This window comes from Luteimonas arsenica, from assembly GCF_004352825.1.
GTDB lineage: Bacteria > Pseudomonadota > Gammaproteobacteria > Xanthomonadales > Xanthomonadaceae > Luteimonas > Luteimonas arsenica.
This window is the reverse complement of sequence record NZ_SJRW01000002.1, coordinates 651,278-671,622: the sequence shown is the minus strand read 5'-3', so window position 1 is coordinate 671,622 and position 20,345 is coordinate 651,278. Positions and strand designations below refer to the sequence as shown.

Below are 20,345 nucleotides of genomic sequence, written 5' to 3'. Positions count from 1 at the left end.
CGACGCGCGGTACGGCGGGGTGGTGGGTACTCCGTGGGCTGTCCCGCTTGCAGCGGGCCTTTATGCCCACTGCGTACCCACCACCCCGCCTTGCAGCGCCTTCCCGCGGGCCGCTGGAAAAAGCGGGGCCACGACATACCATGCCCATGCCCCACCATGAGGAGTCAGCGGTCGAAGTGGCCGTGGCGGAGGAAGGCGATGGCCTGGCGGGCGGCTTCGGGGGAGAACAGGAGGCCGCTGTGCGAGGCGTCGATGAGGATGTGGTCGGCGAGGCCGGGGACACGGGTTTCATCGAGGGCGACGGTGCCGTCGTGGACGCCGTCGAAGCGGGCGACCAGGGCGCCCAGGCCGCGCGGGCGGCTGCCAGCGATCATGCCGATTTCGAGGTATTCGGGGAGCGCGATGCAGCCGGCGCGCAGCAGGGCCGCGCTGCGGCCGAGGTAGAGGGCGGTCAGGGCGCGGCGCGACATCGCCTTCGCCACGCCGCTGCCGCAGAGCGGGGTGCCCAGGCAGACCATGCGCGCCACCGGAAGCGTGGGCTCGGCGCGCAGGGCTTCGAGCGCCATCAGGCCGCCGAGGCTGTGGCCGATGACGTGGGTCGGGGGGCCGCCGCGCAGGCGCTCGCGGATGCGGGCAACGCCGGCTTCGGTGCTGCCGACGATGCTGCGGTAGCCGATGACATCGGTGGCATGGCCGGCTTCGCGCAGTTGGACCGCGAAGCGGTGCATGGCCAGCGGCGGCATCCACAGGCCGTGGAGGAGGAGGACGTGGCGGGCGGCGGGCACGGTCCGGCGTTCGTCCGCGACGGGGGCCTCAGGCGGCATGGTTGCCGGGGTCGCTGGCGGCGTCGCCCTTGCCGCCCGGCCTGCGGCGCAGGATGAACTCGCGGTCGCGCGCCCGGCCGACGGGGAAGAGGTATTCGCCGACCTGCTCGAAGCCGCGGCGGGCGTAGAAGCGCTGGGCGCCGAAGTTCTCCGACCACACGCCGATCCACAGGGTGCGCGGGCCGTCGCGCTCCAGCCAGGCCATCGCGGTATCGAACAGGCGGCCGCCCCAGCCGCCGGACTGGTGCGAGGCCACGAGGTAGAGGCGCTTGAGCTCGCCGTCGCCCGGCGCGACGTCCGCGTGCGGCAGGCCGCAGGGGCCGGCGGCGGCATGGCCCACGGCTTCGCCCGCGTCCTCCAGCAGCCAGACCGCGTAGCCGGGGTGCGAGAGGATCACGCGCTGCTTCTCGACCGCGTAGGCGTCGTCGAGGAAGGCCTGGAGGTCTTCCGAATCGTAGAGATGGCCGAAGGTTTCGGTGAACGTGCGTGCGCAGAGCCGGGACAGGGTCCCGGCGTCTTCGGGCGTGGCGCGGCGGATGGTGGGCGACATGACGCGCATCATCTCCGATCGGACAGGCCGGATGCCGTGCAGGGCCGCGGCGATCCGGTGATCGCGGCGGCAGCCGCGGCTACAGGCCTTCCGGGGCCTTCGGGCGCACCGCCACGTGCACCTCGGCCAGCTGCGCGTCGTCGATCGGGGACGGCGCGCCGGTCATCAGGCACTGCGCGGTGGTGGTCTTCGGGAAGGCGATGACGTCGCGGATCGACTCGGTGCCGGCCATCAGCGCGGCGATGCGGTCGATGCCGAAGGCGATGCCGCCGTGCGGTGGCGCGCCATACTTCAGCGCGTCGAGCAGGAAGCCGAACTTGGCCTGCTGTTCGTCCGCGCCGATGCCGAGCAGCTCGAACACCGCGGCCTGCATCTGCGGGCGGTGGATGCGGATCGAACCGCCGCCGATCTCGTTGCCGTTGAGCACCATGTCGTAACCGCGGCTGGTGGCGGTGCGGGCGTTGGCGCGCAGGTCGTCGATGTCGTCCACCGCCGGGGCGGTGAAGGGATGGTGGAGCGCGACGTAGCGCTGCGCTTCGTCGTCGAATTCGAACATCGGGAAGTCGGTGACCCAGAGCGGCTTCCAGCCGTCCTCGACCAGGCCGAAGTCACGGCCGGCCTTCAGGCGCACCGCGCCCATGAAGTCGCTGACGGTGTTGTACGCGCCCGCGCCGAAGAAGACGATGTCGCCCTTGCCGGCACCGACGTGCTGGAGCAGCGCGGCGAACGCGGCCTCGTCGAAGAACTTCGCCACCGGCGAGTTCACCGCGCCGTCCTCGCCGAGCTTCGCGTAGGCCAGGCCCTTGGCGCCGTACTTGGCGGCGTGCGCGGCGTACTCGTCGATCTGCTTGCGCGACAGCGCCGCGCCGCCGGGGATGCGCAGCGCGCACACGCGCATGCCGTCCACGCCCGCGGCGTCGGTGAACACCTTGAACTGCGAGTCGCGCACCTGCGCGTCGACGTCCACCAGCTCCAGCGCGATGCGCAGGTCAGGCTTGTCGGAGCCGTAGCGGCGCATGGCCTCGGCCCAGGTCATGCGCGGGAAGGCACCGAGCTCGACGCCCATCACTTCGCGGAACACGTCGCCGATCATCTGCTCGACGGTGTCCTGCACGATCGCCTCGTCCACCCAGGCGAACTCCATGTCGAGCTGGGTGAATTCCAGCTGGCGGTCGGCGCGCAGGGCCTCGTCGCGGAAGCAGCGCGCGATCTGGTAGTAGCGGTCGAAGCCGGCCATCATCAGGATCTGCTTGAACAGCTGCGGGCTCTGCGGCAGCGCGTAGAACTCGCCCGGATGCATGCGCGCCGGCACCAGGAAGTCGCGTGCGCCCTCGGGCGTGGCCTTGGTCAGGATCGGGGTCTCGATGTCCTGGAAGTCGCGCGCGTCCAGCCAGCGGCGCAGCGCCGCGACCAGCTTCGTGCGCGTGCGCATCCGGCGCTGCATCTCCGGGCTGCGCAGGTCGAGGTAGCGGTACTTCAGCCGCACGTCCTCGCCCGGGTTCTCGTGGTGGTGGAAGGGCAGCGGCTCGGCCTTGTTCAGCACCTCGATCGCGGTCGCGACCACTTCCACCTGGCCGGTGCGGATCTTCGGGTTCACCGACTCGCGCCGACGCACGGTGCCGGTCACGCGCAGGCAGTCCTCGTAGCCCACCTTCGCCGCGGTGGCGACCACAGCGGCGTTGCCCTCGGCGTCCGACGGCTCGGCCACCACCTGGACGATGCCCTCGTGGTCGCGCAGGTCGATGAAGCACAGGCCGCCGAGGTCGCGGGCGACGTCGGCCCAGCCGCAGAGGGTGACAGTCTGGCCGACCATCGACTCGTCGATCAGGCCGCAGAAATGGGTACGCATGGGGACTCCGGACGCGGTAGACAGGCCGCCTGCCGGCGGAGCCGGTTAGTTTAACCGGCGCCACCCGGGCGCGGCGACGGCGGACCGTCCCCGGGGCCGGAGGCTCCCTCCACCTCCACCACCAGGCCCTCGCCGGCCAGCGGCTGCGGGGCCAGCGGGGCCAACGGCAGTGCGTCCTCCACAGGATCGACGTCGAACGGCGCCTTCAGCAGCAGAGACGGCAGCAGGGTGTTGATCGTGGTGTAGAGCAGCAGCGCGCCGTAGATCACCGGCGGCAGGTCGAAGCGCTGGTGGAGGATGCTCGCCAGCACCAGCGTGAACACCAGCGTCGGCGCCAGCGCCACCGAGACTTTGAGCGTGCCCGCCTGCTCCTCGGGGAACAGCACCCGCCGCTGCAGCCAGACCACGCCGACGCGCAGCGGCAGGACCACCGCGGTCAGCGCCACGCCCAGCAGCGCCGCTTCCCAGGACAGCGCCTCGCGCGGGATGCCGGTGCCGGCGTGGAAGAAATAGAAGGGCACGAAGAAGCTGGCGAACAGCCGCAGCGCATGGATGTTGTCGTCCGAGGCCAGGCGCGGCATCCGCACCCGCAGCAGCCGCGCCACCAGTCCGGCGATGAAGGCGCCCACCAGGTAGTACACGCCCATGGAATAGGTGATGTAGGCGGCCACCATGCCCACCATCACCAGCAGCGAGAATTCCGAGCCCGGCGCATGCGGCACCACCCAGCGGCCCAGGGCCACGAACAGCAGGGGCAGGCCCACGATCATCGCCAGCAGCACGCCGGTATTGACGCCCATCATCACCGGGTCGCCGGCCTGCAGCACCACGAACAGCGCCGCCAGCGCCAGCAGCTCGCCGGCGATGGCCTTGCTGGTGACCCAGAAGCGCTCGGCCTCGTCCAGGCCCAGGCGCTCCAGGGTGTCGAGGATGAAGCCGGTGGACGGCGTCAGCAGGGCGAGCGCGAGCAGCATCGCGGCCTGCCAGCCCAGGTCGAGGTAACGCCAGCCCAGCCAGGCCACGCCGACCAGGCTGACGGTGCGGATCAGCAGGTGGACGGCCAGCGGCCCCGCGCCCCGGCGCAGCTGCGCGGGATCGACCTCCAGGCCGGCGAACAGGAACAGCGAGGAAATGCCGAGCGTCGACAGCAGCAGGATCACCGGGTCGTGCACGCGGTCGGGCCACGCCAGCATCGCCAGCAGGCCGAGTACCAGGCAGGTCAGCGGGGCGGGCAGCTTCCAGCGCTGCAGCACCCGCGGCACCACCAGCAGGGCGAAGATCAGGATGAGATACAGCAGTTCCTGCTTCATTCGCCGGCAGGCTTGGCGGCCGGCTTGGTGGCCGGTGCACCTGTCGCTGGCGCCGGCGCAGCGGCCCCCGCGGAAGACGCCGGGGCGCTGCCCGGGGGCGTGGCGGCAGCGGGCTTGGCGTCGGGCTTCGCATCGGACTTGCCCGCACCCTCCCCGCCCTCGGCGAGGTTGCGCTTCCTGTCGCCGTCCTTCTTGAAGTCGGTCTCGTACCAGCCGCTGCCGGCCAGGCGGAACGACGGCGCGGTCAGCTGGCGGCCGACCCCGCCGCTGGCGCCGCAGGCCGGGCAGGTGTCGGGGTCCGGGTCCGAAAGCTTCTGCAGGCGGTCGAAGTCATGGCCGCAGGCGGCGCAGCGGAAGGCGTAGATGGGCATGTCGGGAACCGGGAACAGCGGGATGCAGCGCGCATTCTGCGGTTCCACGGCCGCAAATCAAGACACCGCCCCTCTTCCCCCGCAAGGTGGGAGAAGAGGGCCGAAGGGCAGATGGGGGGCGAAGCTTGCGGGGAAGCTGCGCTCGGCGTCAGTCGGTGCTGCCCCAGGGCGCGGGGGGCAGTGCGACCGGTGTGGTCAGGTCGAACTCGACCTGGAACAGCCGGCCCTGCGGGTTCACGTCGTCTTCCGGGCGCGACAGCTCGTACAGGAAACGCTGACCCGGCTCGATCTCCATCGCCCAGGTGTTGGTGGTGGAGACATTGGCGCCGGTGCGGCCGAACAGCTCGATCGACTCCTGGTCCACCGGGAACTCCTGGCGCACGGCCGTGCCCGCGGTCGCGGTGTCGCCGCCGTACATGGTCTGCTCGTCCGGGCTGCCGTCCTCGTGGCGGTGGTCGTGCTTCAGGCGCAGTCCGGTGTCGGTGCGGGTCAGCACCCAGGTGCGGGAATGGTCGTCGCCGACGTGGAAGGGCACCAGCAGCTGGTTCGCCGGATCGTCGCAGCCGCGCACGTGCATCACCAGCGCCTTGCCCTCGAAGGCGTCGGGCGTGGGCGAGGCGGGCTCGTTGGCGACGATGCGGCCGGCGAAAGCCTGGCCGCAGTGGGTCGCCAGCGCGGCCAGGAACGCGTCGGCGGGCGCGGCGTCCGGCACTGGCGCATCGATGGCCTCCGCGGGCGCGGCAGCCGTGGACGCATCGCCAGCCGTCGCGGCCGGATCGCTGGAAGGAGCGCAGGCGGCCAGGGCCAGCAGCGCGGCGGAAAGCGCGGAAAGTCGGAAGATGTTCATCCGGCCACCCTAACCGCCTTTGGGCTGCCGGTACACCAGCACCGGAATGGTCGAATGCGTCAGCACCTTGAGCGTCTCGCTGCCCAGCACCAGGCCGCTGAGCCCGCGGCGCCCGTGCGAGGCCATGGCGATCAGGTCGGCGCCGGCATCGTTGGCGGCATCGATGATCGCCTCCCAGGCGTAGTCGCTCTCGACCATGCGCGACTGGCAAGGCACGCCCGCGGCCTTTGCGCGTGCTTCGGCCTCGGCCAGCCGGCGGGCGCCTTCCTCGCGCGCGGCCCGGGTGTAGTCGTCGAAGCCGCCGGCCAGGTACTCGCCGGTCACGCCGTAGACCGCGATCGGCGCGGTCACGGTGAAGAAGGTCAGCGCCGCGCCGGTTTCGCGGGCGAAGGCGACGGCCTGGTCGATCGCCGAAAGCGAAAGTTCGGAACCGTCGGTGGGCACCAGGATCTGCTTGTACATGGCATTCCTCCCGTTATTCGCCCATCACACTGACCCCGCCCGGGCGCAGGCGCGTTGACCGAGGTCAATCGGCGGCCACCCGGGCATCGCCGGCTGCGGAAAGTCCACCCACAACCCGCGTGCCCTGCCCGCTGGAGGTGCCGGTGTAGCCGACCACCTCGCCCTCGGCCACCCAGGCCAGCGGCTGCGCCACCCGGTCGCCGGGATCGAGGATCCAGAAGCGCGAGGCGCGGTCGCCGTAGTCCACGCGCATCGCGCCGTGGGCGTCGATCGACCAGGCGAAGGGCTGCGGCGCCTTGCCCTGCGGATCGGCCACGCCGCTGCCGTCGGGCGCGAACACGTGGTCGACCTGGCCGCAGGGCTCGAACGCGAGATCCCCGTGCGGCAGCAGCAGCGGGCAGAACAGCGGCAGCGACTGCCGGCTCGTGAAGCGCCGCGGCGTGGTCAGCAGGCGCGCGCGCGCCATGTCCGGCGCCGCCCACAGGCTTGCCATGCGCACTTCGCGCGGCGCGAGTTCGGGGCACTGCGGGTAGCTCAGCACGTAGTCCTGGCCCAACTGCCACAGCGATACGCCGCTGCCCCGCCAGTGGCGGCGGAAATCGCGCTGCACCAGGTTCGCCACCTCCCAGGTCGGCTTGCCGCCCTGCGAGGGACACGCCGGCCCATGGAAGTTGACCCGGGCGACCGGCGAATGCGGCATCAGCCGCAGCGCGCCGCCGGCGTCGACCGCGCCGGAATAGGCGGGGCCGTCGAAATAGTCGTCATGCACGCGGTAGCCGGCACCTTCGCGCTCCACCACCAGGCCAGGGCCATGGAGCGGATCGCCGGGTGCACGACGGGCGCCGGTGAACACCAGCACCGGACCGCCGCCATCGGGCGGAAGCGGCGCCACCGGCAGCGCGTCCAGCACCTCCGTCGCAGCGTCGAGGATGGCGGGATGGGCCTGGACGAAATCGGCGAAGGCCTCGGCGTCCTCCAGCAGCGCCAGGCCATCGTCGAAGCCGGGCGGCAGCAGCGCCGGCTCCGCGGCCAGCCGCGCCAGCACGGCCGTGGCGGACAGCAGCTGCCAGCCTTCGATCGCGTTCACCGCGCGCGCCAGCGCCACGTCCGTCGCCGGCGCCCTGGCCCCAGTGCGCGTGGCCAGCACCGCCATCGCCGACCCCAGGGCCGACAGCCGCAGGCCGTCCTCTTCCGCGGCCGCCAGGCGACCATCGCCGCCGGCCCGCTTCGAAAGCCGTGCCTGCCCGCCAAGCAGCGAACGCAGGCGCAGGCCCGGCGCCGCGAACTCCAGGCTGACCATGCCTGCGTTGCCGTCGCGCGGCAGGGTGATTTCAAACGTCCCGGCACCGGCCGGCACCTGGCCGTGCAGTTCGCCATCGAGGTACAGCGCCAGCGTTCCCGCCGGCGCGCCTTCGGCGTGGATCTCGCCGGCCAGGACCATCGTGCCCTTCGCCGGCGCACCGGGACGCGCTGCCAGCCCGGCCGGCAGCGCGGCGGCCAGGCACGCCGCCAGGGCGATCGTCATCCTTGCAGCCGGCTTCGCCATCCCAATGCTCCAGCGGACACCAGCCTCGGACTATACGGCCGCGGCCTGTCCCATGCCGTGGCCTCGGGCCAGGCAGCAGGCCCGGATCAGTCGTACAGCGCCAGCAGCTCGTTCTCCGCCTCCTCCAGCTCCGCGCGCAACTGCTGCTGCCGGCGCGCGAGCTCCTGGCCCCGGGCACCGCCGTCGGAGTAGACGGCGGGATCGGCCAGCTCCGCTTCGATCGCCGCGATCCCGGCCTCCAGCCCGGCCACCCGCTGCTCGGCCTTCGACAGCTTGTGCGGATTGACCTTCGGCTTCGCGGGCTTCGGCTCCGGCGGCGGCGGTGGGGCCGCCTCGGCTCTGGCCGCGGCCACCCCACCCGCGGCACCGGCGGACTTCGCATCCTGCGGCCGCGACTTCAACCAGGCGGCGTAGTCGTCGAGGTCGCCGTCGAAGGGCTGGACCGCGCCCTCGGCCACGCGCCAGTAGGTGTCGCTGACCAGGCCGATCAGGTGGCGGTCGTGCGAGACCAGCACGATCGCGCCGGGGAAGTCGGACAGCGCCTCGGCCAGGGCCTCGCGCATCTCCAGGTCGAGGTGGTTGGTGGGCTCGTCGAGCAGCAGCACGTTGGGCTGGCGCCAGGCGATCATCGCCAGCGCCAGGCGCGCGCGCTCGCCGCCGCTGAAGCCGTCGATGGACTCGAAGGCGCGGTCGCCAGGAAAGCTCCACTTGCCGAGGAAGTCGCGGAAGGCCTGGGTCGGCACGTCCGGCGTCAGCTCGCGCAGGTGGTCGATCGGCGAGGTGCCGGCGACCAGGGCCTCGACCGTGTGCTGGGCGAAGTAGCCGATGCGCAGGTCGGGGTGGGCGTAGCGTTCGCCGGTCAGCAGCGGGAGGTCGCCGACCAGCGACTTCACCAGGGTGGATTTGCCGGCGCCATTGGGGCCGAGGAGGCCGATGCGGTCACCGGCTTCAAGGCCGAAATTGGCGTTGTGGAGGATCACCGCGGGGGCGTCGCCGCCACCGGCATATCCGCAATCGGCATGGTTCAGCCGCAGCAGCGCATGCGGCAGCCGTGCCGGCGCCGGGAAGTCGATGCGGACCTCGCGCTCGGCGCGCACCGCCTCGGTGTCGGCCAGCTTGGCCAGGCGCTTGACCCGCGACTGCGCCTGCGCGGCCTTGGCGGCGCTGGCCTTGAAACGGTCGATGAAACTCTGCAGGTGCGCGCGCTCGGCCTGCACCTTCTCGTGCTGGAGCTGCTGCTGGCGCAGCTGTTCGGCGCGCTGGCGCTCGAAGGCGGTGTAGTTGCCGATGTACAGCTTCGCCTTGCCGCCGTGCAGGTGCAGGGTATGGGTGTTGACGTTGTCCAGGAACTCGCGGTCGTGCGAGATCAGCAGCAGGGTGCCCTGGTACTTCATCAGCCACTGCTCGAGCCACAGCACGGCGTCGAGGTCGAGGTGGTTGGTGGGCTCGTCGAGCAGCAGCACGTCCGACGGCGTCATCAGCGCGCGCGCCAGGTTCAGGCGCACCCGCCAGCCGCCGGAGAAGCTCGACACCGGGCGCTGCTGCGCCTCGCCCGGGAAGCCGAGGCCGTGCAGCAGCTTGCCCGCCCGCGCGGCACCGTCGTAGCCGCCGACTTCCTCCAGCTTCTGGTGCGCCTCGGCCACCGCCTCCCAGTCCTCGGCGGCGAAGGCGTTGGCCTCGGCCTGCAGCGCTGCGTGCACGGCGGCGTCGCCGGCCAGCACGAAGTCGATCGCCGGATCCGGCAGGGACGGCATTTCCTGCGCGATCGAGGCGATGCGCAGGCGCGATGGCAGGTCCAGGTCACCACGGTCGGCCTCGACCTCGCCGCGCACGGCGGCGAACAGCGAGGACTTGCCGGTGCCGTTGCGGCCGACCACGCCCACCCGCCAGCCGGCGTGCAACGACAGGTCGACGTCGGACAGGAGCAGGCGTTCGCCGCGGCGGAGGGCGAAATTGCGGAAGGCGATCATGGCCACAGTTTACCGGGCTGCACGCCGCAGGCCGCCTGCGGTAACGTCGGGAGCGCGCCATCGTGGCGCGCCGCGGAGAACCGCCGGATGGCGATCAAGCTCAGCACCCAGGTCGCGGCCTGGCTCCACTCCCAGGTCGTGGCCGGCGCGGGCTTCGAGCAGATCCAGCCAGTCCTGTCCCGGCAGGGCTTCAACGAGGTCGAGGTCCGGCAGATCTACAACGCCGTACTGAGGGATCCCGACGGCTTCAAGGCCGGGTTCTCGCGGGTCACCGCCGGCCAGCCCCAGGTCGCGCACCGACTGTCGGGCAGCCTGCTCGAGGCCGCGACCGACGAAGCCGGCGCAGGCGCGACCACTGGCCAGCCCCCTTTCCTGCCTTCGGCGGCGATCCCCGTCGACATCGGCCACGGCATCGCCTGCGACCATGGCGAGGCTCGCATCGCCTTCCGCTGCGAGCGCCCGCACGTGGTCCTGTTCGAGAACGTCCTGACCCACGAGGAATGCGATGCCCTGGTCGCCGAGGCCGTGCCGCGGCTGCGCCGGGCGGCCGTGGTCGACTCCGAGCACGGCGGCGACGTGATCGACGAGCGCCGCACCAGCGAACTGGTGCACATGCCGCGCGGCGGCTCGCCACTGCTGTCGCGCATCGACGCCCGCATCGCCCGGATCACCGGCGTGCCGGTGGAACGTGGCGAACCGCTGCAGGTGATGCGCTACGGCGTGGGCGCGCAGTACAAGCCGCACTTCGACTATTTCCAGCTCGACCGCCCGGGCCAGGCCGGGCACCTCGCCCGCGGCGGGCAGCGGGTCTCGAGCCTGGTGGTCTACCTCAACGACGTCGAGGCCGGCGGCGAGACGACCTTCCCGCGCAGTGGCCTGTCGGTCGCCCCACGCAAGGGTTCGGCGGTCTATTTCGCCTATACCGACGCTCAGTCGCGCGTGGATCCCCTGTCCTTCCACGCCGGTGCGCCCGTGCTTCGCGGCGAAAAATGGATCGCGACCCGCTGGATGCGCGAGCGCGAATTCGTCTGAGGCGCCGCCTCGACAGTCGTTCCAGAAACAGAACGATCGGGCCACAAATCCGTCCGGATTGACCCTTGTGCGCCACCGCTGTTAAAGCAGGGTTGCATTTCCGTTCTGTTTCCGGAAAGGCGCCCTTCCCCACAAGGAGCTGGACCCATGACCCGCCACCCCCTCGGCCTGGCCCTTCTGGCCGCGCTGCTCCCCGCTTCCGTCGTCCACGCCCAGGACAACCGCCCCGCCACCAGCCTCGACAACGTCATCGTCACCGGCACCCGGGTCAGCGACCGCACGGTCGCCGAATCGCAGTCACCGATCGACATCATCACCAGCGAGGCGCTGCAGGCCACCGGCACCACCGAGCTCGCCACCGCGCTGGCGCGCGCCCTGCCCTCGCTCAACTTCCCGCGCCCGGCCCTGACCGACGGCACCAGCGCGATCCGCCCGGCGCAGCTGCGCGGCCTGGCGCCCGACCAGGTGCTGGTGCTGGTGAACGGCAAGCGCCGCCACACCTCGTCACTCCTCAACCTCAACGGCACCATCGGTCGCGGCTCGGCGCCGGTGGACCTCAACACCATCCCGCTGTCGGCGATCGAGCGCGTGGAAGTGCTGCGCGACGGCGCCTCGGCGCAGTACGGCTCCGACGCCATCGCCGGCGTGGTCAACGTGGTGCTCAAGGGCGCTCCCGGCACCGGCAGCGTCTCGCTCCGCCACGGCCAGTACTCGGCCGGCGACGGCGCCCAGACCCAGCTCGCCGGCGACACCGGCCTTTCGCTGGGCGGCGACCGCGGCTTCCTGCACCTGTCCGGCCAGATCGACCGGCAGGACCGCACCAACCGCGCGCGGCCCTTCGCCGGCACCCCGGCGGCGACCCAGCCGGAGCTGGGCCAGAAGGCCTTCGTGATCGGCGATCCGGAAGTCGACGCCGCCGCGGCCTCGTTCCATGCCGGCTTCGACATCAGCGACACGCTGTCGCTGTACGCCTTCGGTTCGATCAGCAACCGCGACATCACCTCGTTCGCGTTCTTCCGCGCACCGGGCAACCCGACCCAGAACATCCCCTCCATCTACCCGGACGGCTTCCTGCCGGAAATCAACAACGTCTCCCGCGACCGCGCCATCGTCGCCGGCCTGAAGGGCAGCCTCGGCGAAGCCTGGGACTGGGACCTGAGCTTCAACCACGGCTACAACAACCTCGAGTTCTTCACCCGCAACACGCTCAACGCCAGCATCGGCGCAGACTCGCCGACCTCGTTCTACGACGGCGCGCTGGAGACCACCCAGAACATCGCCAACTTCGACGTCAGCCGGCAGCTCGACATCGGCCTGGCCTACCCGGCCACGCTGGCCCTGGGCGTGGAGTTCCGCAACGAGAAGTGGAACCAGTCGCCGGGCGAATGGGGCTCCTACGCCCAGCCCGACCTCAGCCGCCCGGGCGGCGCGCAAGGCTTCGGCGGCTTCGCGCCCGAAGTGTCCGGCGCCTACTCGCGCGACAGCCACGCGGTCTACGCCGGGCTCGAGGCCGACATCACGGAGAAGTTCTCCGCCGGCATCGCCGGCCGCTACGAGGACTACGACGACTTCGGCAGCCAGGCTTCGGGCAAGCTCTCGGCGCGCTACGCCTTCACCGACGCGGTGGCCCTGCGCGGCACCGTGTCCAGCGGCTTCCGCGCGCCTTCGCTGGCGCAGCAGTACTTCCAGACCATCAGCACGATCTACCTGGCCGGCATTCCCGAGCCCTTCGAGATCCGCACTTTCCCGGCCTCCAGCGCGGTGGCGCAGGCCTTCGGCGCCGAGCCGCTGCAGCCGGAGGAGTCGCTGTCGTACAGCCTGGGCCTGGTGCTGCAGCCGGCCGACCGCCTCTACGTCACCATCGACGCCTACCACATCGAGGTCGACGACCGGATCGCGCTGTCGTCCAACCTCACCGGCGACGCGGTGCGCGCGCTGCTGGAATCGCGGGGCATCTTCGGCGTCAACGGCGGTCGCTACTTCACCAACGCCATCGACACCCGCACCCGGGGCATCGACGTGGTCGCCAACTACGGCCTCGACATCGGCGGCGGCACGCTCGACCTCACCGCCGGCTGGAACTGGACCGATACCGAGATCACGCGGATCGCGCCCAATCCGGAGGAACTGGAGCAGGCCGGGCTGAACCTCGAGCGCATCGACCGCACCGAGATCGGCCGCATCGAGGACGGCTTCCCGAACACCAAGCTGCTGCTCTCGGGCACCTGGTCGCTGGACGCCTGGGACTTCAGCCTGGCCGCGACCCGCTACGGCAGCGTCACCACCCGCCCGGCCAACGCCGCCAACGACCAGACCTACGGCGCCAAGTGGCTGCTCGACGCCTCGGCGGCCTACAAGCTGGACAACTGGACCTTCACCCTGGGCGCCGACAACCTGCTAAACGAGTACCCGGACGAGAACAGCTTCGCCAACTCGACCAACGGGCAGTTCCCGTACAGCAACCTGTCGCCGTTCGGCTTCAACGGCGCCTTTGTGTACGGCAAGGTGGCTTACCGCTGGTAAGCGGGGCCGGCGCCGCGTGCGCGATGTCACGCGGCGTCGATTATCCTGACGCAACCCCACACGGACGGCCGGATGCCCCACCACACCGAACTCATCGCGATCCTTTCGGTTGGATTCGTGCTGGCCTACGTCCTGGGGCTGGCCGCCCACCGTCTGCGCCTGTCGCCGCTGGTGGGCTACCTGGTGGCGGGCATCATCGCCGGGCCGTTCACGCCCGGCTTCGTCGGCGACCAGGCGCTGGCGCCGCAGCTGGCCGAGATCGGCGTGATCCTGCTGATGTTCGGCGTCGGCCTGCACTTCTCGATCAAGGACCTGATGGCGGTCAAGGCCATCGCCATCCCGGGCGCGGTGGTGCAGATCAGCGTCGCCACCCTGCTCGGCTGGGGGCTGTCGGCCCTGCTCGGCTGGCCCACCCTGCACGGCATCGTCTTCGGCTTCTCCCTGGCCACCGCCAGCACCGTGGTGCTGCTGCGGGCGATGGAGCAGCGGCGCCTGCTTGAAACCACCCGGGGCCGGATCGCGGTCGGCTGGCTGATCGTCGAGGACCTGGCCTGCGTGCTGGCCCTGGTGCTGATGCCGGTGGTCGCCAGCGTGTTCGGCGATGCCGCCGGCGGGCCGGTGAGCACGGGCGCGGTCATGCTGGAGATCGGCAAGACCCTGGTCCAGGTGGCGCTGTTCGTCACGGTGATGCTGGTGGTCGGGCGGCGGGTGATCCCGTGGATGCTCGAACGCACCGCCGGCACCGGCTCGCGGGAGCTGTTCACCCTGGCGGTGCTGTCGATCGCGCTGGGCATCGCGCTGGGCTCGGCGGAGCTGTTCGGCGTGTCCTTCGCGCTGGGCGCCTTCTTCGCCGGCATGCTGCTCAACGAGTCCGAGCTCAGCCACAAGGCGGCGCAGGATTCGCTGCCGATGCGCGACGCCTTCGCGGTGCTTTTCTTCGTCTCGGTCGGCATGCTGTTCGACCCGATGATCCTGGTGAACGAACCGCTGCTGGTACTGGCGACCACCTTCATCATCATGTTCGGCAAGTCAGCGGCGGCCTACCTGATCGTGCGCGCCTTCGGGCATCCGCGATCAACCGCCCTGACGATTTCCGCCAGCCTGGCGCAGATCGGCGAGTTCGCCTTCATCATCGCCGCGCTGGGCGTCACCCTCGGCATCCTGCCGGAGCAGGGCCAGGACCTGGTGCTGGCGGGCGCGCTGATCTCGATCATGCTCAATCCGGTGACCTTCGGCCTGGTCGACCGCTGGCAGGCGCGCGACCAGGCCCATGCCGACGCCGAGGCCGCCAACGCCAACGCGCGTGCGATCGCCGAAGATGCCGCAGCCCACCACCTGCCGGAATCGCTGTCGGGGCATGCCATCGTCGTCGGCTTCGGCCGCGTCGGCCGGCAGCTGGCCAGCCTGCTGCACGACCGCGGCGTGCCGCTGGTGGTGCTCGAGGATGACGCCGACCGCGTCGCCTCGGCACGCGAGGCGGGGCTGTATGCCGTGCGCGGCAATGCCGCTTCGGAGGCGGTGATGCTGGAAACCGCGCCCCAGCGCGCGGCGATGGCGGTGTTCGCCATCCCCAACGCGCTGGAGGCGGGCGAGACGATCGCGCGCCTGAAGGCGCTGAACCCCGCGATCACCGTGCTGGCGCGCGCGCACAGCGACGCCGAGGTGAAGCACCTGCTGCAGCACGGCGCGGATGGCGCCGTGCTGGCGGAGCGTGAGCTGGCGTACTCGCTGGCGGAGATGGTGATGGCGACGCCGCCTTATCGCCCCACCAGGGCTTAGCCGGCAAAGACCAGCTTCCCGCCCTCCGCATCCACCCGCACCGTGTCGCCCTGCCCGAACTCGCCGGCCAGGATCTTCTGCGCCAGCGGGTTCTCCAGCTGCTGCTGGATCGCGCGCTTCAGCGGGCGGGCGCCATACACCGGATCGAAACCGACGTTGCCCAGCAGTTCGAAGGCCGCGTCGCTGACCTCGATGCGGATGCCGCGCTCGCCCAGGCGCTTCTCCAGCCCGCGCATCTGGATCCGCGCGATCGCCTTGATCTGGGCCTTGTCCAGCGGGTGGAAGACCACGATGTCATCCAGGCGGTTGATGAACTCCGGCCGGAAGTGCGACTGCACCACCGCCATCACGCCCGCCTTCATCTGGGTGTAGGCCTCGGCCGAATCGTCGCCATCGAACTCCTGGATCATCTGGCTGCCGAGGTTGGACGTCATCACGATCACGGTGTTGCGGAAGTCCACCGTGCGGCCCTGGCCGTCGGTCAGGCGGCCGTCGTCGAGCACCTGCAGCAGGATGTTGAACACGTCCGGATGCGCCTTCTCGACCTCGTCGAGCAGGATCACGCTGTAGGGCCGGCGGCGCACCGCCTCGGTCAGGTAGCCGCCCTCCTCGTAGCCGACGTAGCCCGGGGGCGCACCGACCAGGCGCGACACCGCGTGCTTCTCCATGAACTCGCTCATGTCGATGCGCACCATCGCGTCACTGCTGTCGAACAGGAACTCGGCCAGGGCCTTGCACAGCTCGGTCTTGCCGACGCCGGTCGGACCCAGGAACAGGAACGAGCCGGACGGACGGTCGGGATCGCTCAGGCCCGCGCGCGAGCGGCGCACGGCGTCGGAGACGACCTTGATCGCCTCGTCCTGGCCGACCACGCGCGCGTGCAGCGCGTCCTCCATCTTCAGCAGCTTGTCGCGCTCGCCTTCGAGCATCTTCGACACCGGGATACCGGTCCAGCGCGCCACCACCTCGGCGATCTCCTCCGCGGTGACCTTGTCCTGGAGCAGGGTGAAGCCGGTGGTTTCGGCCTCCTGCGCGGCCTTGAGCTGCTTCTCCAGTTCAGGCAGGCGGCCGTACTGGATCTCGCTCATCGCGGCGAAGTCCTGCGCGCGCTGCGCGGACTCGAGTTCGAGCTTCGCCGCCTCGATCTGCTCCTTGATCTTCGTCGCGCCCTGCACGGTGGCCTTCTCGGCCTTCCAGACTTCCTCGAGGTCGTTGTACTCGCGCTCCAGGGTTTCGATCTCGCTTTCCAGGTCGGCCAGGCGCTGCTTCGACTCGGCGTCCTTCTCCTTCTTCAGCGCCTCGCGCTGGATCTTGAGCTGGATCAGCCGGCGCTCGCGGCGGTCGAGCTCCTCCGGCTTGGAATCGATCTCCATGCGGATGCGCGACGCCGCCTCGTCCATCAGGTCGATGGCCTTGTCCGGCAGCTGGCGGTCGGCGATGTAGCGGTGCGACAAGGTCGCCGCGGCCACGATCGCCGGGTCGGTGATCTCCACGCCGTGGTGGACCGCGTACTTCTCCTTCAGCCCGCGCAGGATGGCGATGGTGTCCTCGACCGAGGGCTCGCCCACGAACACCTTCTGGAAGCGGCGCTCCAGCGCCGCATCCTTCTCCACGTACTTGCGGTACTCGTCGAGCGTGGTCGCGCCGATGCAATGCAGCTCGCCGCGCGCGAGCGCCGGCTTGAGCATGTTGCCCGCGTCCATGGCGCCCTCGGCCTTGCCGGCGCCAACCATGGTGTGCAGCTCGTCGATGAAGAGGATGATCCGGCCCTCGTTCTTGGCCAGGTCGTTCAGCACCGCCTTCAGCCGCTCCTCGAACTCGCCGCGGTACTTGGCGCCGGCGATCAGCGCGCCCATGTCCAGGCTCAGCACGCGCTTGCCGCGCAGGCCCTCGGGCACCTCGTTGTTGACGATGCGCTGGGCCAGGCCTTCCACGATCGCGGTCTTGCCCACGCCGGGCTCGCCGATCAGCACCGGGTTGTTCTTGGTGCGCCGCTGCAGGACCTGAATGGTGCGGCGGATCTCCTCGTCGCGGCCGATCACCGGATCGAGCTTGCCGCCCTCGCTGCGCGCGGTGAGGTCGATGGTGTACTTCTCCAGCGCCTGGCGCGCCTCCTCGGCGCTGGCGTCGTCGACCTTCTCGCCGCCGCGCATGGCGTCGATCGCCGCCTCCAGCCGCGCCTTGTCCCCGCCCGCGGCCTTGAGCGCGCGGCCGGCGTCGCCGCCGTCGTCGAGCGCGGCCAGCAGGAACAGTTCGGAGGCGATGAAGGCATCGCCGCGCTGCTGGGCCAGCTTGTCGGTGTGGTTGAGCAGCCGTCCCAGCTCATTGCCGAGCGAGACCTGACCGGCCTGGCCGGAGACCTTCGGCAGCTTGCCCAGGATCTCGCCCAGCCGCTCGCGCAGCACGGGCACGTTGACGCCGGCCTGGGCCAGCAGCGGCGCGCTGCCGCCGCCGGGTTCGTCCAGCAGTGCCACCAGCACGTGGGCCGGTTCGATCAGGTTGTGGTCGCGGCCCACGGCCAGCGACTGCGCGTCGGCCAGCGCCTGCTGGAAACGCGAGGTGAGCTTGTCCATCCGCATGGTGATGCCTCGGTATCAGGGGCCGGCGGGGCCGGCGATACCGTGGAAATGCGGTCCCTGGCGCGCGGATTCAAGCGGTTTCTCCGCGGGCTTGCAAAACCCTCACGCCCCGTCCGCCACAATGTCCCGCATGGCCGCCGAGACCCCCGTGCTCCCGCCGCCGCCGCCGATCGACGACAGCTGCGCGCTGTTCCTCGATGTCGACGGCACCCTGCTGGACTTCGCCCCCGCTCCCGACGAAGTCAGCGTGCCCCCCTACCTGCGCGAAGCGCTCGCGGCGCTGCACCGGCGCCTGGAAGGCGCCGTCGCCCTGGTCAGCGGCCGCTCGCTGGCCACGCTCGACAACCTGCTCGCACCGCCGCAACTGCCCGCCTCCGGCCTCCACGGCCTGGAACGCCGCCACGGTCGCCGCGGCCATCGCGCCCCGCGCACTCCCGAGGCCCTAGCCCGGGTGCGCGCGGAAGCCGAGCGCGTCGCCGCACGCCACCCGGGTGTGATCGTCGAGGACAAGGGCGCCGCGCTGGCCCTGCACTGGCGCGCCGCGCCGCTCGCCAGCGGCGACCTGCAGGCCTTCGCCCACGCCGCCCTGCCGCGGCTCCCCGGCTATCGCCTGCAGCCCGGAAACGACGTGCTCGAACTGCGTCCCGCCGCGCACAAGGGCGGCCGCGCGGACAAGGGCGCGGCCATCCTCGCCTTCATGGACGAACCGCCCTTCGCCGGCCGCCGCCCGGTCTTCGCCGGCGACGACATCACCGACGAGGCCGGCTTCGCCGCCGTCAACGCGCGCGCAGGCGTCAGCGTGCTGGTCGGCCGGCCGCGCGAAAGCGCCGCGCACTTCGCACTGGCCGGTCCGGCCGACGTGCATGCCTGGATCGGAGCGCGGGCATGAACGCGCCCATGGACCGGGTTGCCGCGAGCGCAGGCACCCGTCCCGCCAGCCTCGACCTCGGCCTGGTCGGCAACGGCAGCGTCGCGGCGCTGGCCGATCGCGAGGCGCGCATCAGCTGGTGCTGTATCCCCGCCTTCGACGGCGATCCCGCCTTCTGCTCGCTGCTCTCGCCCACGGCCGGCGGCGGCGACTACGCCATCGAACTGGAGGATTTCGAAAGCGCGGAACAGGCCTACCTCAAGAACACCGCCGTACTGCGCACCGTGCTCCACGATCGCCACGGCGGCGCAGTCGAGGTTACCGATTTCGCCCCGCGCTGGCGCCAGCACGGGCGCTTCTACCGGCCGGTGATGCTGGTGCGCCGCCTGCGGCCACTGTCCGGCCGCCCGCGCATCCGCATCGTGCTGCGGCCGCTGGCCGACTACGGCGCCGAAGTGCCGGAACAGACCTGGGGCAGCAACCACGTCCGCTACCTGCTGCCCGGCTTCACCCTGCGCCTGACCAGCGACGTGCCGGTGCGCATGGTGCGCGAGTCGCTGCCCTTCGAACTCGACGGCGAGCGCCATCTGGTGCTCGGCCCCGACGAGACCCTCACCCGGCCGGTGCAGGGCTTCGCCCGCGACGCCGAGCGCCGGACCATCGACTACTGGCGCGACTGGGTGCGCTACCTGTCGATCCCGCTGGAATGGCAGGACGCGGTGATCCGCAGCGCGATCACCCTCAAGCTCTGCCAGTACGAGGAAACCGGCGCCATCGTCGCCGCCGTCACCACTTCGATTCCCGAGGCGCCGCACAGCCAACGCAACTGGGACTACCGCTACTGCTGGCTGCGCGACTCCGCCTTCGTGGTGCGCGCGCTCAACCGCCTGGGCGCCACCCAGACCATGGAAGGCTACCTGCGCTACGTACTCAACCTCGCCACCGGCGAGGACGGCCTGCAGCCGCTGTATGGCATTGCCTTCGAAGCAGCGCTGGAAGAGCACGAGGTGCCCGCGCTGGCCGGCTACCGCGGCATGGGCCCGGTGCGCCGCGGCAACCTGGCCTGGGTGCAGAAGCAGCACGACGTCTACGGCAGCGTGGTGCTGGCCTCCACCCAGCTGTTCTTCGACCAGCGCCTGGCGCGACCGGGCGACGTCGATGCCTTCCGCCGCCTGGAACCACTGGGCGAACACGCCTGGGCCCTGCACGACCAGCCCGACGCCGGCATCTGGGAGTTCCGCGGCCGCGCCGAGGTGCATACCTATTCCAGCGTGATGTGCTGGGCCGCCTGCGACCGCCTTGCGCGCATCGCCGCGCACCTGGGCCTGGCCGAACGCGCCACGCACTGGCGCCAGCGCGCCGACGCCATGCGCGCGACCATCCTCGAGCGCGCCTGGGACGCGGAGCTCGGCCATTTCGTCGAATCCGCCGAAGGCCGGCGCCTGGACGCCAGCCTGCTGCTGCTCGCCGAACTCGGTTTCATCGACGCCCGCGACCCGCGCTTCGTCGCCACCGTCGAGGCCATCGGCGCGCACCTGCGCCGCGGCGACGGCCTGTTCCGCTACATCGCCCCCGACGACTTCGGGGCTCCCGAAACCAGCTTCACCATCTGCAGCTTCTGGTACATCGACGCCCTGGCCGCCATCGGCCGCGTGGACGAGGCGCGCGAGCAGTTCGAAAGCCTGCTGGCCCGGCGCAACCACCTCGGCCTGCTGTCGGAGGACATGGCCTTCGAGGACGGCGAGGCCTGGGGCAACTTCCCGCAGACCTATTCCCACGTCGGCGTGGTGATCGCGGCCATGCGCCTGTCCCGGCCCTGGGCCGAGGCGGTCTGA

15 protein-coding genes are annotated in these 20,345 nt (G+C 71.0%); 5 read left to right on the top strand and 10 right to left on the bottom strand.

From position 1 onward, the window contains the following. Positions 1 to 164: 164 nt before the first annotated feature. The 9 genes from E2170_RS10580 to E2170_RS10540 form a co-directional block, all read right to left on the bottom strand. Positions 165 to 824, bottom strand: a complete 660-nt coding sequence (locus E2170_RS10580) for an alpha/beta hydrolase (RefSeq protein ID WP_133000616.1) — start codon at positions 822 to 824, stop codon at positions 165 to 167. Next, on the bottom strand, positions 814 to 1,374 hold the full coding sequence (locus E2170_RS10575) for a GNAT family N-acetyltransferase (protein ID WP_133000615.1): 561 nt from the start codon (positions 1,372 to 1,374) through the stop codon (positions 814 to 816). Before E2170_RS10575 ends, E2170_RS10580 begins: the two co-directional genes overlap by 11 nt. A gap of 79 nt (positions 1,375 to 1,453) precedes the next feature. After that, on the bottom strand, positions 1,454 to 3,223 hold the full coding sequence (gene aspS, locus E2170_RS10570) for an aspartate--tRNA ligase (protein ID WP_133000614.1): 1,770 nt from the start codon (positions 3,221 to 3,223) through the stop codon (positions 1,454 to 1,456). 50 nt (positions 3,224 to 3,273) lie between these two features. Continuing rightward, positions 3,274 to 4,533 (bottom strand): cation:proton antiporter, encoded by a 1,260-nt coding sequence (locus E2170_RS10565; RefSeq protein ID WP_243708144.1) that lies wholly within the window; start codon positions 4,531 to 4,533, stop codon positions 3,274 to 3,276. Next, a complete protein-coding gene (locus E2170_RS10560) occupies positions 4,530 to 4,904 on the bottom strand; it encodes an FmdB family zinc ribbon protein (RefSeq protein ID WP_133001173.1) in 375 nt (124 codons plus the stop codon). Before E2170_RS10560 ends, E2170_RS10565 begins: the two co-directional genes overlap by 4 nt. A gap of 148 nt (positions 4,905 to 5,052) precedes the next feature. Then, a complete protein-coding gene (locus E2170_RS10555; RefSeq protein WP_133000613.1) occupies positions 5,053 to 5,751 on the bottom strand; it encodes a hypothetical protein in 699 nt (232 codons plus the stop codon). Between the two features lie 9 nt (positions 5,752 to 5,760). Beyond that, positions 5,761 to 6,213 carry a universal stress protein gene (locus tag E2170_RS10550; RefSeq protein ID WP_133000612.1) on the bottom strand — a complete coding sequence of 151 codons (453 nt, stop codon included), beginning with the start codon at positions 6,211 to 6,213 and terminating at the stop codon, positions 5,761 to 5,763. 64 nt (positions 6,214 to 6,277) lie between these two features. Beyond that, positions 6,278 to 7,738, bottom strand: coding sequence for a hypothetical protein (locus tag E2170_RS10545; RefSeq protein ID WP_133000611.1), 1,461 nt, complete (start codon positions 7,736 to 7,738; stop codon positions 6,278 to 6,280). A gap of 107 nt (positions 7,739 to 7,845) precedes the next feature. Continuing rightward, positions 7,846 to 9,729: an ABC-F family ATP-binding cassette domain-containing protein gene (locus tag E2170_RS10540; protein ID WP_133000610.1), complete on the bottom strand. Its 1,884-nt coding sequence runs from the start codon at positions 9,727 to 9,729 to the stop codon at positions 7,846 to 7,848. A gap of 87 nt (positions 9,730 to 9,816) precedes the next feature. On the opposite strand from E2170_RS10540, the gene E2170_RS10535 reads away from it, so the two are divergent. The 3 genes from E2170_RS10535 to ybaL all read left to right on the top strand — a co-directional run bounded on the left by E2170_RS10535 (position 9,817) and on the right by ybaL (position 15,063). Beyond that, positions 9,817 to 10,761 (top strand): 2OG-Fe(II) oxygenase, encoded by a 945-nt coding sequence (locus E2170_RS10535; protein ID WP_133000609.1) that lies wholly within the window; start codon positions 9,817 to 9,819, stop codon positions 10,759 to 10,761. 147 nt (positions 10,762 to 10,908) lie between these two features. Then, on the top strand, positions 10,909 to 13,284 hold the full coding sequence (locus E2170_RS10530; RefSeq protein ID WP_133000608.1) for a TonB-dependent receptor plug domain-containing protein: 2,376 nt from the start codon (positions 10,909 to 10,911) through the stop codon (positions 13,282 to 13,284). Between the two features lie 72 nt (positions 13,285 to 13,356). Further along, entirely contained in the window at positions 13,357 to 15,063 is a 1,707-nt protein-coding gene (ybaL, locus tag E2170_RS10525; RefSeq protein WP_133000607.1) for a YbaL family putative K(+) efflux transporter, read from the top strand. Here ybaL and clpB read toward each other — a convergent pair. Beyond that, a complete protein-coding gene (gene clpB, locus E2170_RS10520; protein ID WP_133000606.1) occupies positions 15,060 to 17,642 on the bottom strand; it encodes an ATP-dependent chaperone ClpB in 2,583 nt (860 codons plus the stop codon). The genes ybaL and clpB overlap by 4 nt on opposite strands. 130 nt (positions 17,643 to 17,772) lie before the next feature. Here clpB and otsB point away from each other — a divergent pair, with 130 nt between their 5' ends. Together otsB and E2170_RS10510 are read left to right on the top strand one after the other, a co-directional pair. Then, positions 17,773 to 18,531: a trehalose-phosphatase gene (otsB, locus tag E2170_RS10515; protein ID WP_133000605.1), complete on the top strand. Its 759-nt coding sequence runs from the start codon at positions 17,773 to 17,775 to the stop codon at positions 18,529 to 18,531. Then, positions 18,528 to 20,345, top strand: coding sequence for a glycoside hydrolase family 15 protein (locus E2170_RS10510; protein ID WP_133000604.1), 1,818 nt, complete (start codon positions 18,528 to 18,530; stop codon positions 20,343 to 20,345). The genes otsB and E2170_RS10510 overlap by 4 nt, the downstream gene beginning before the upstream one ends.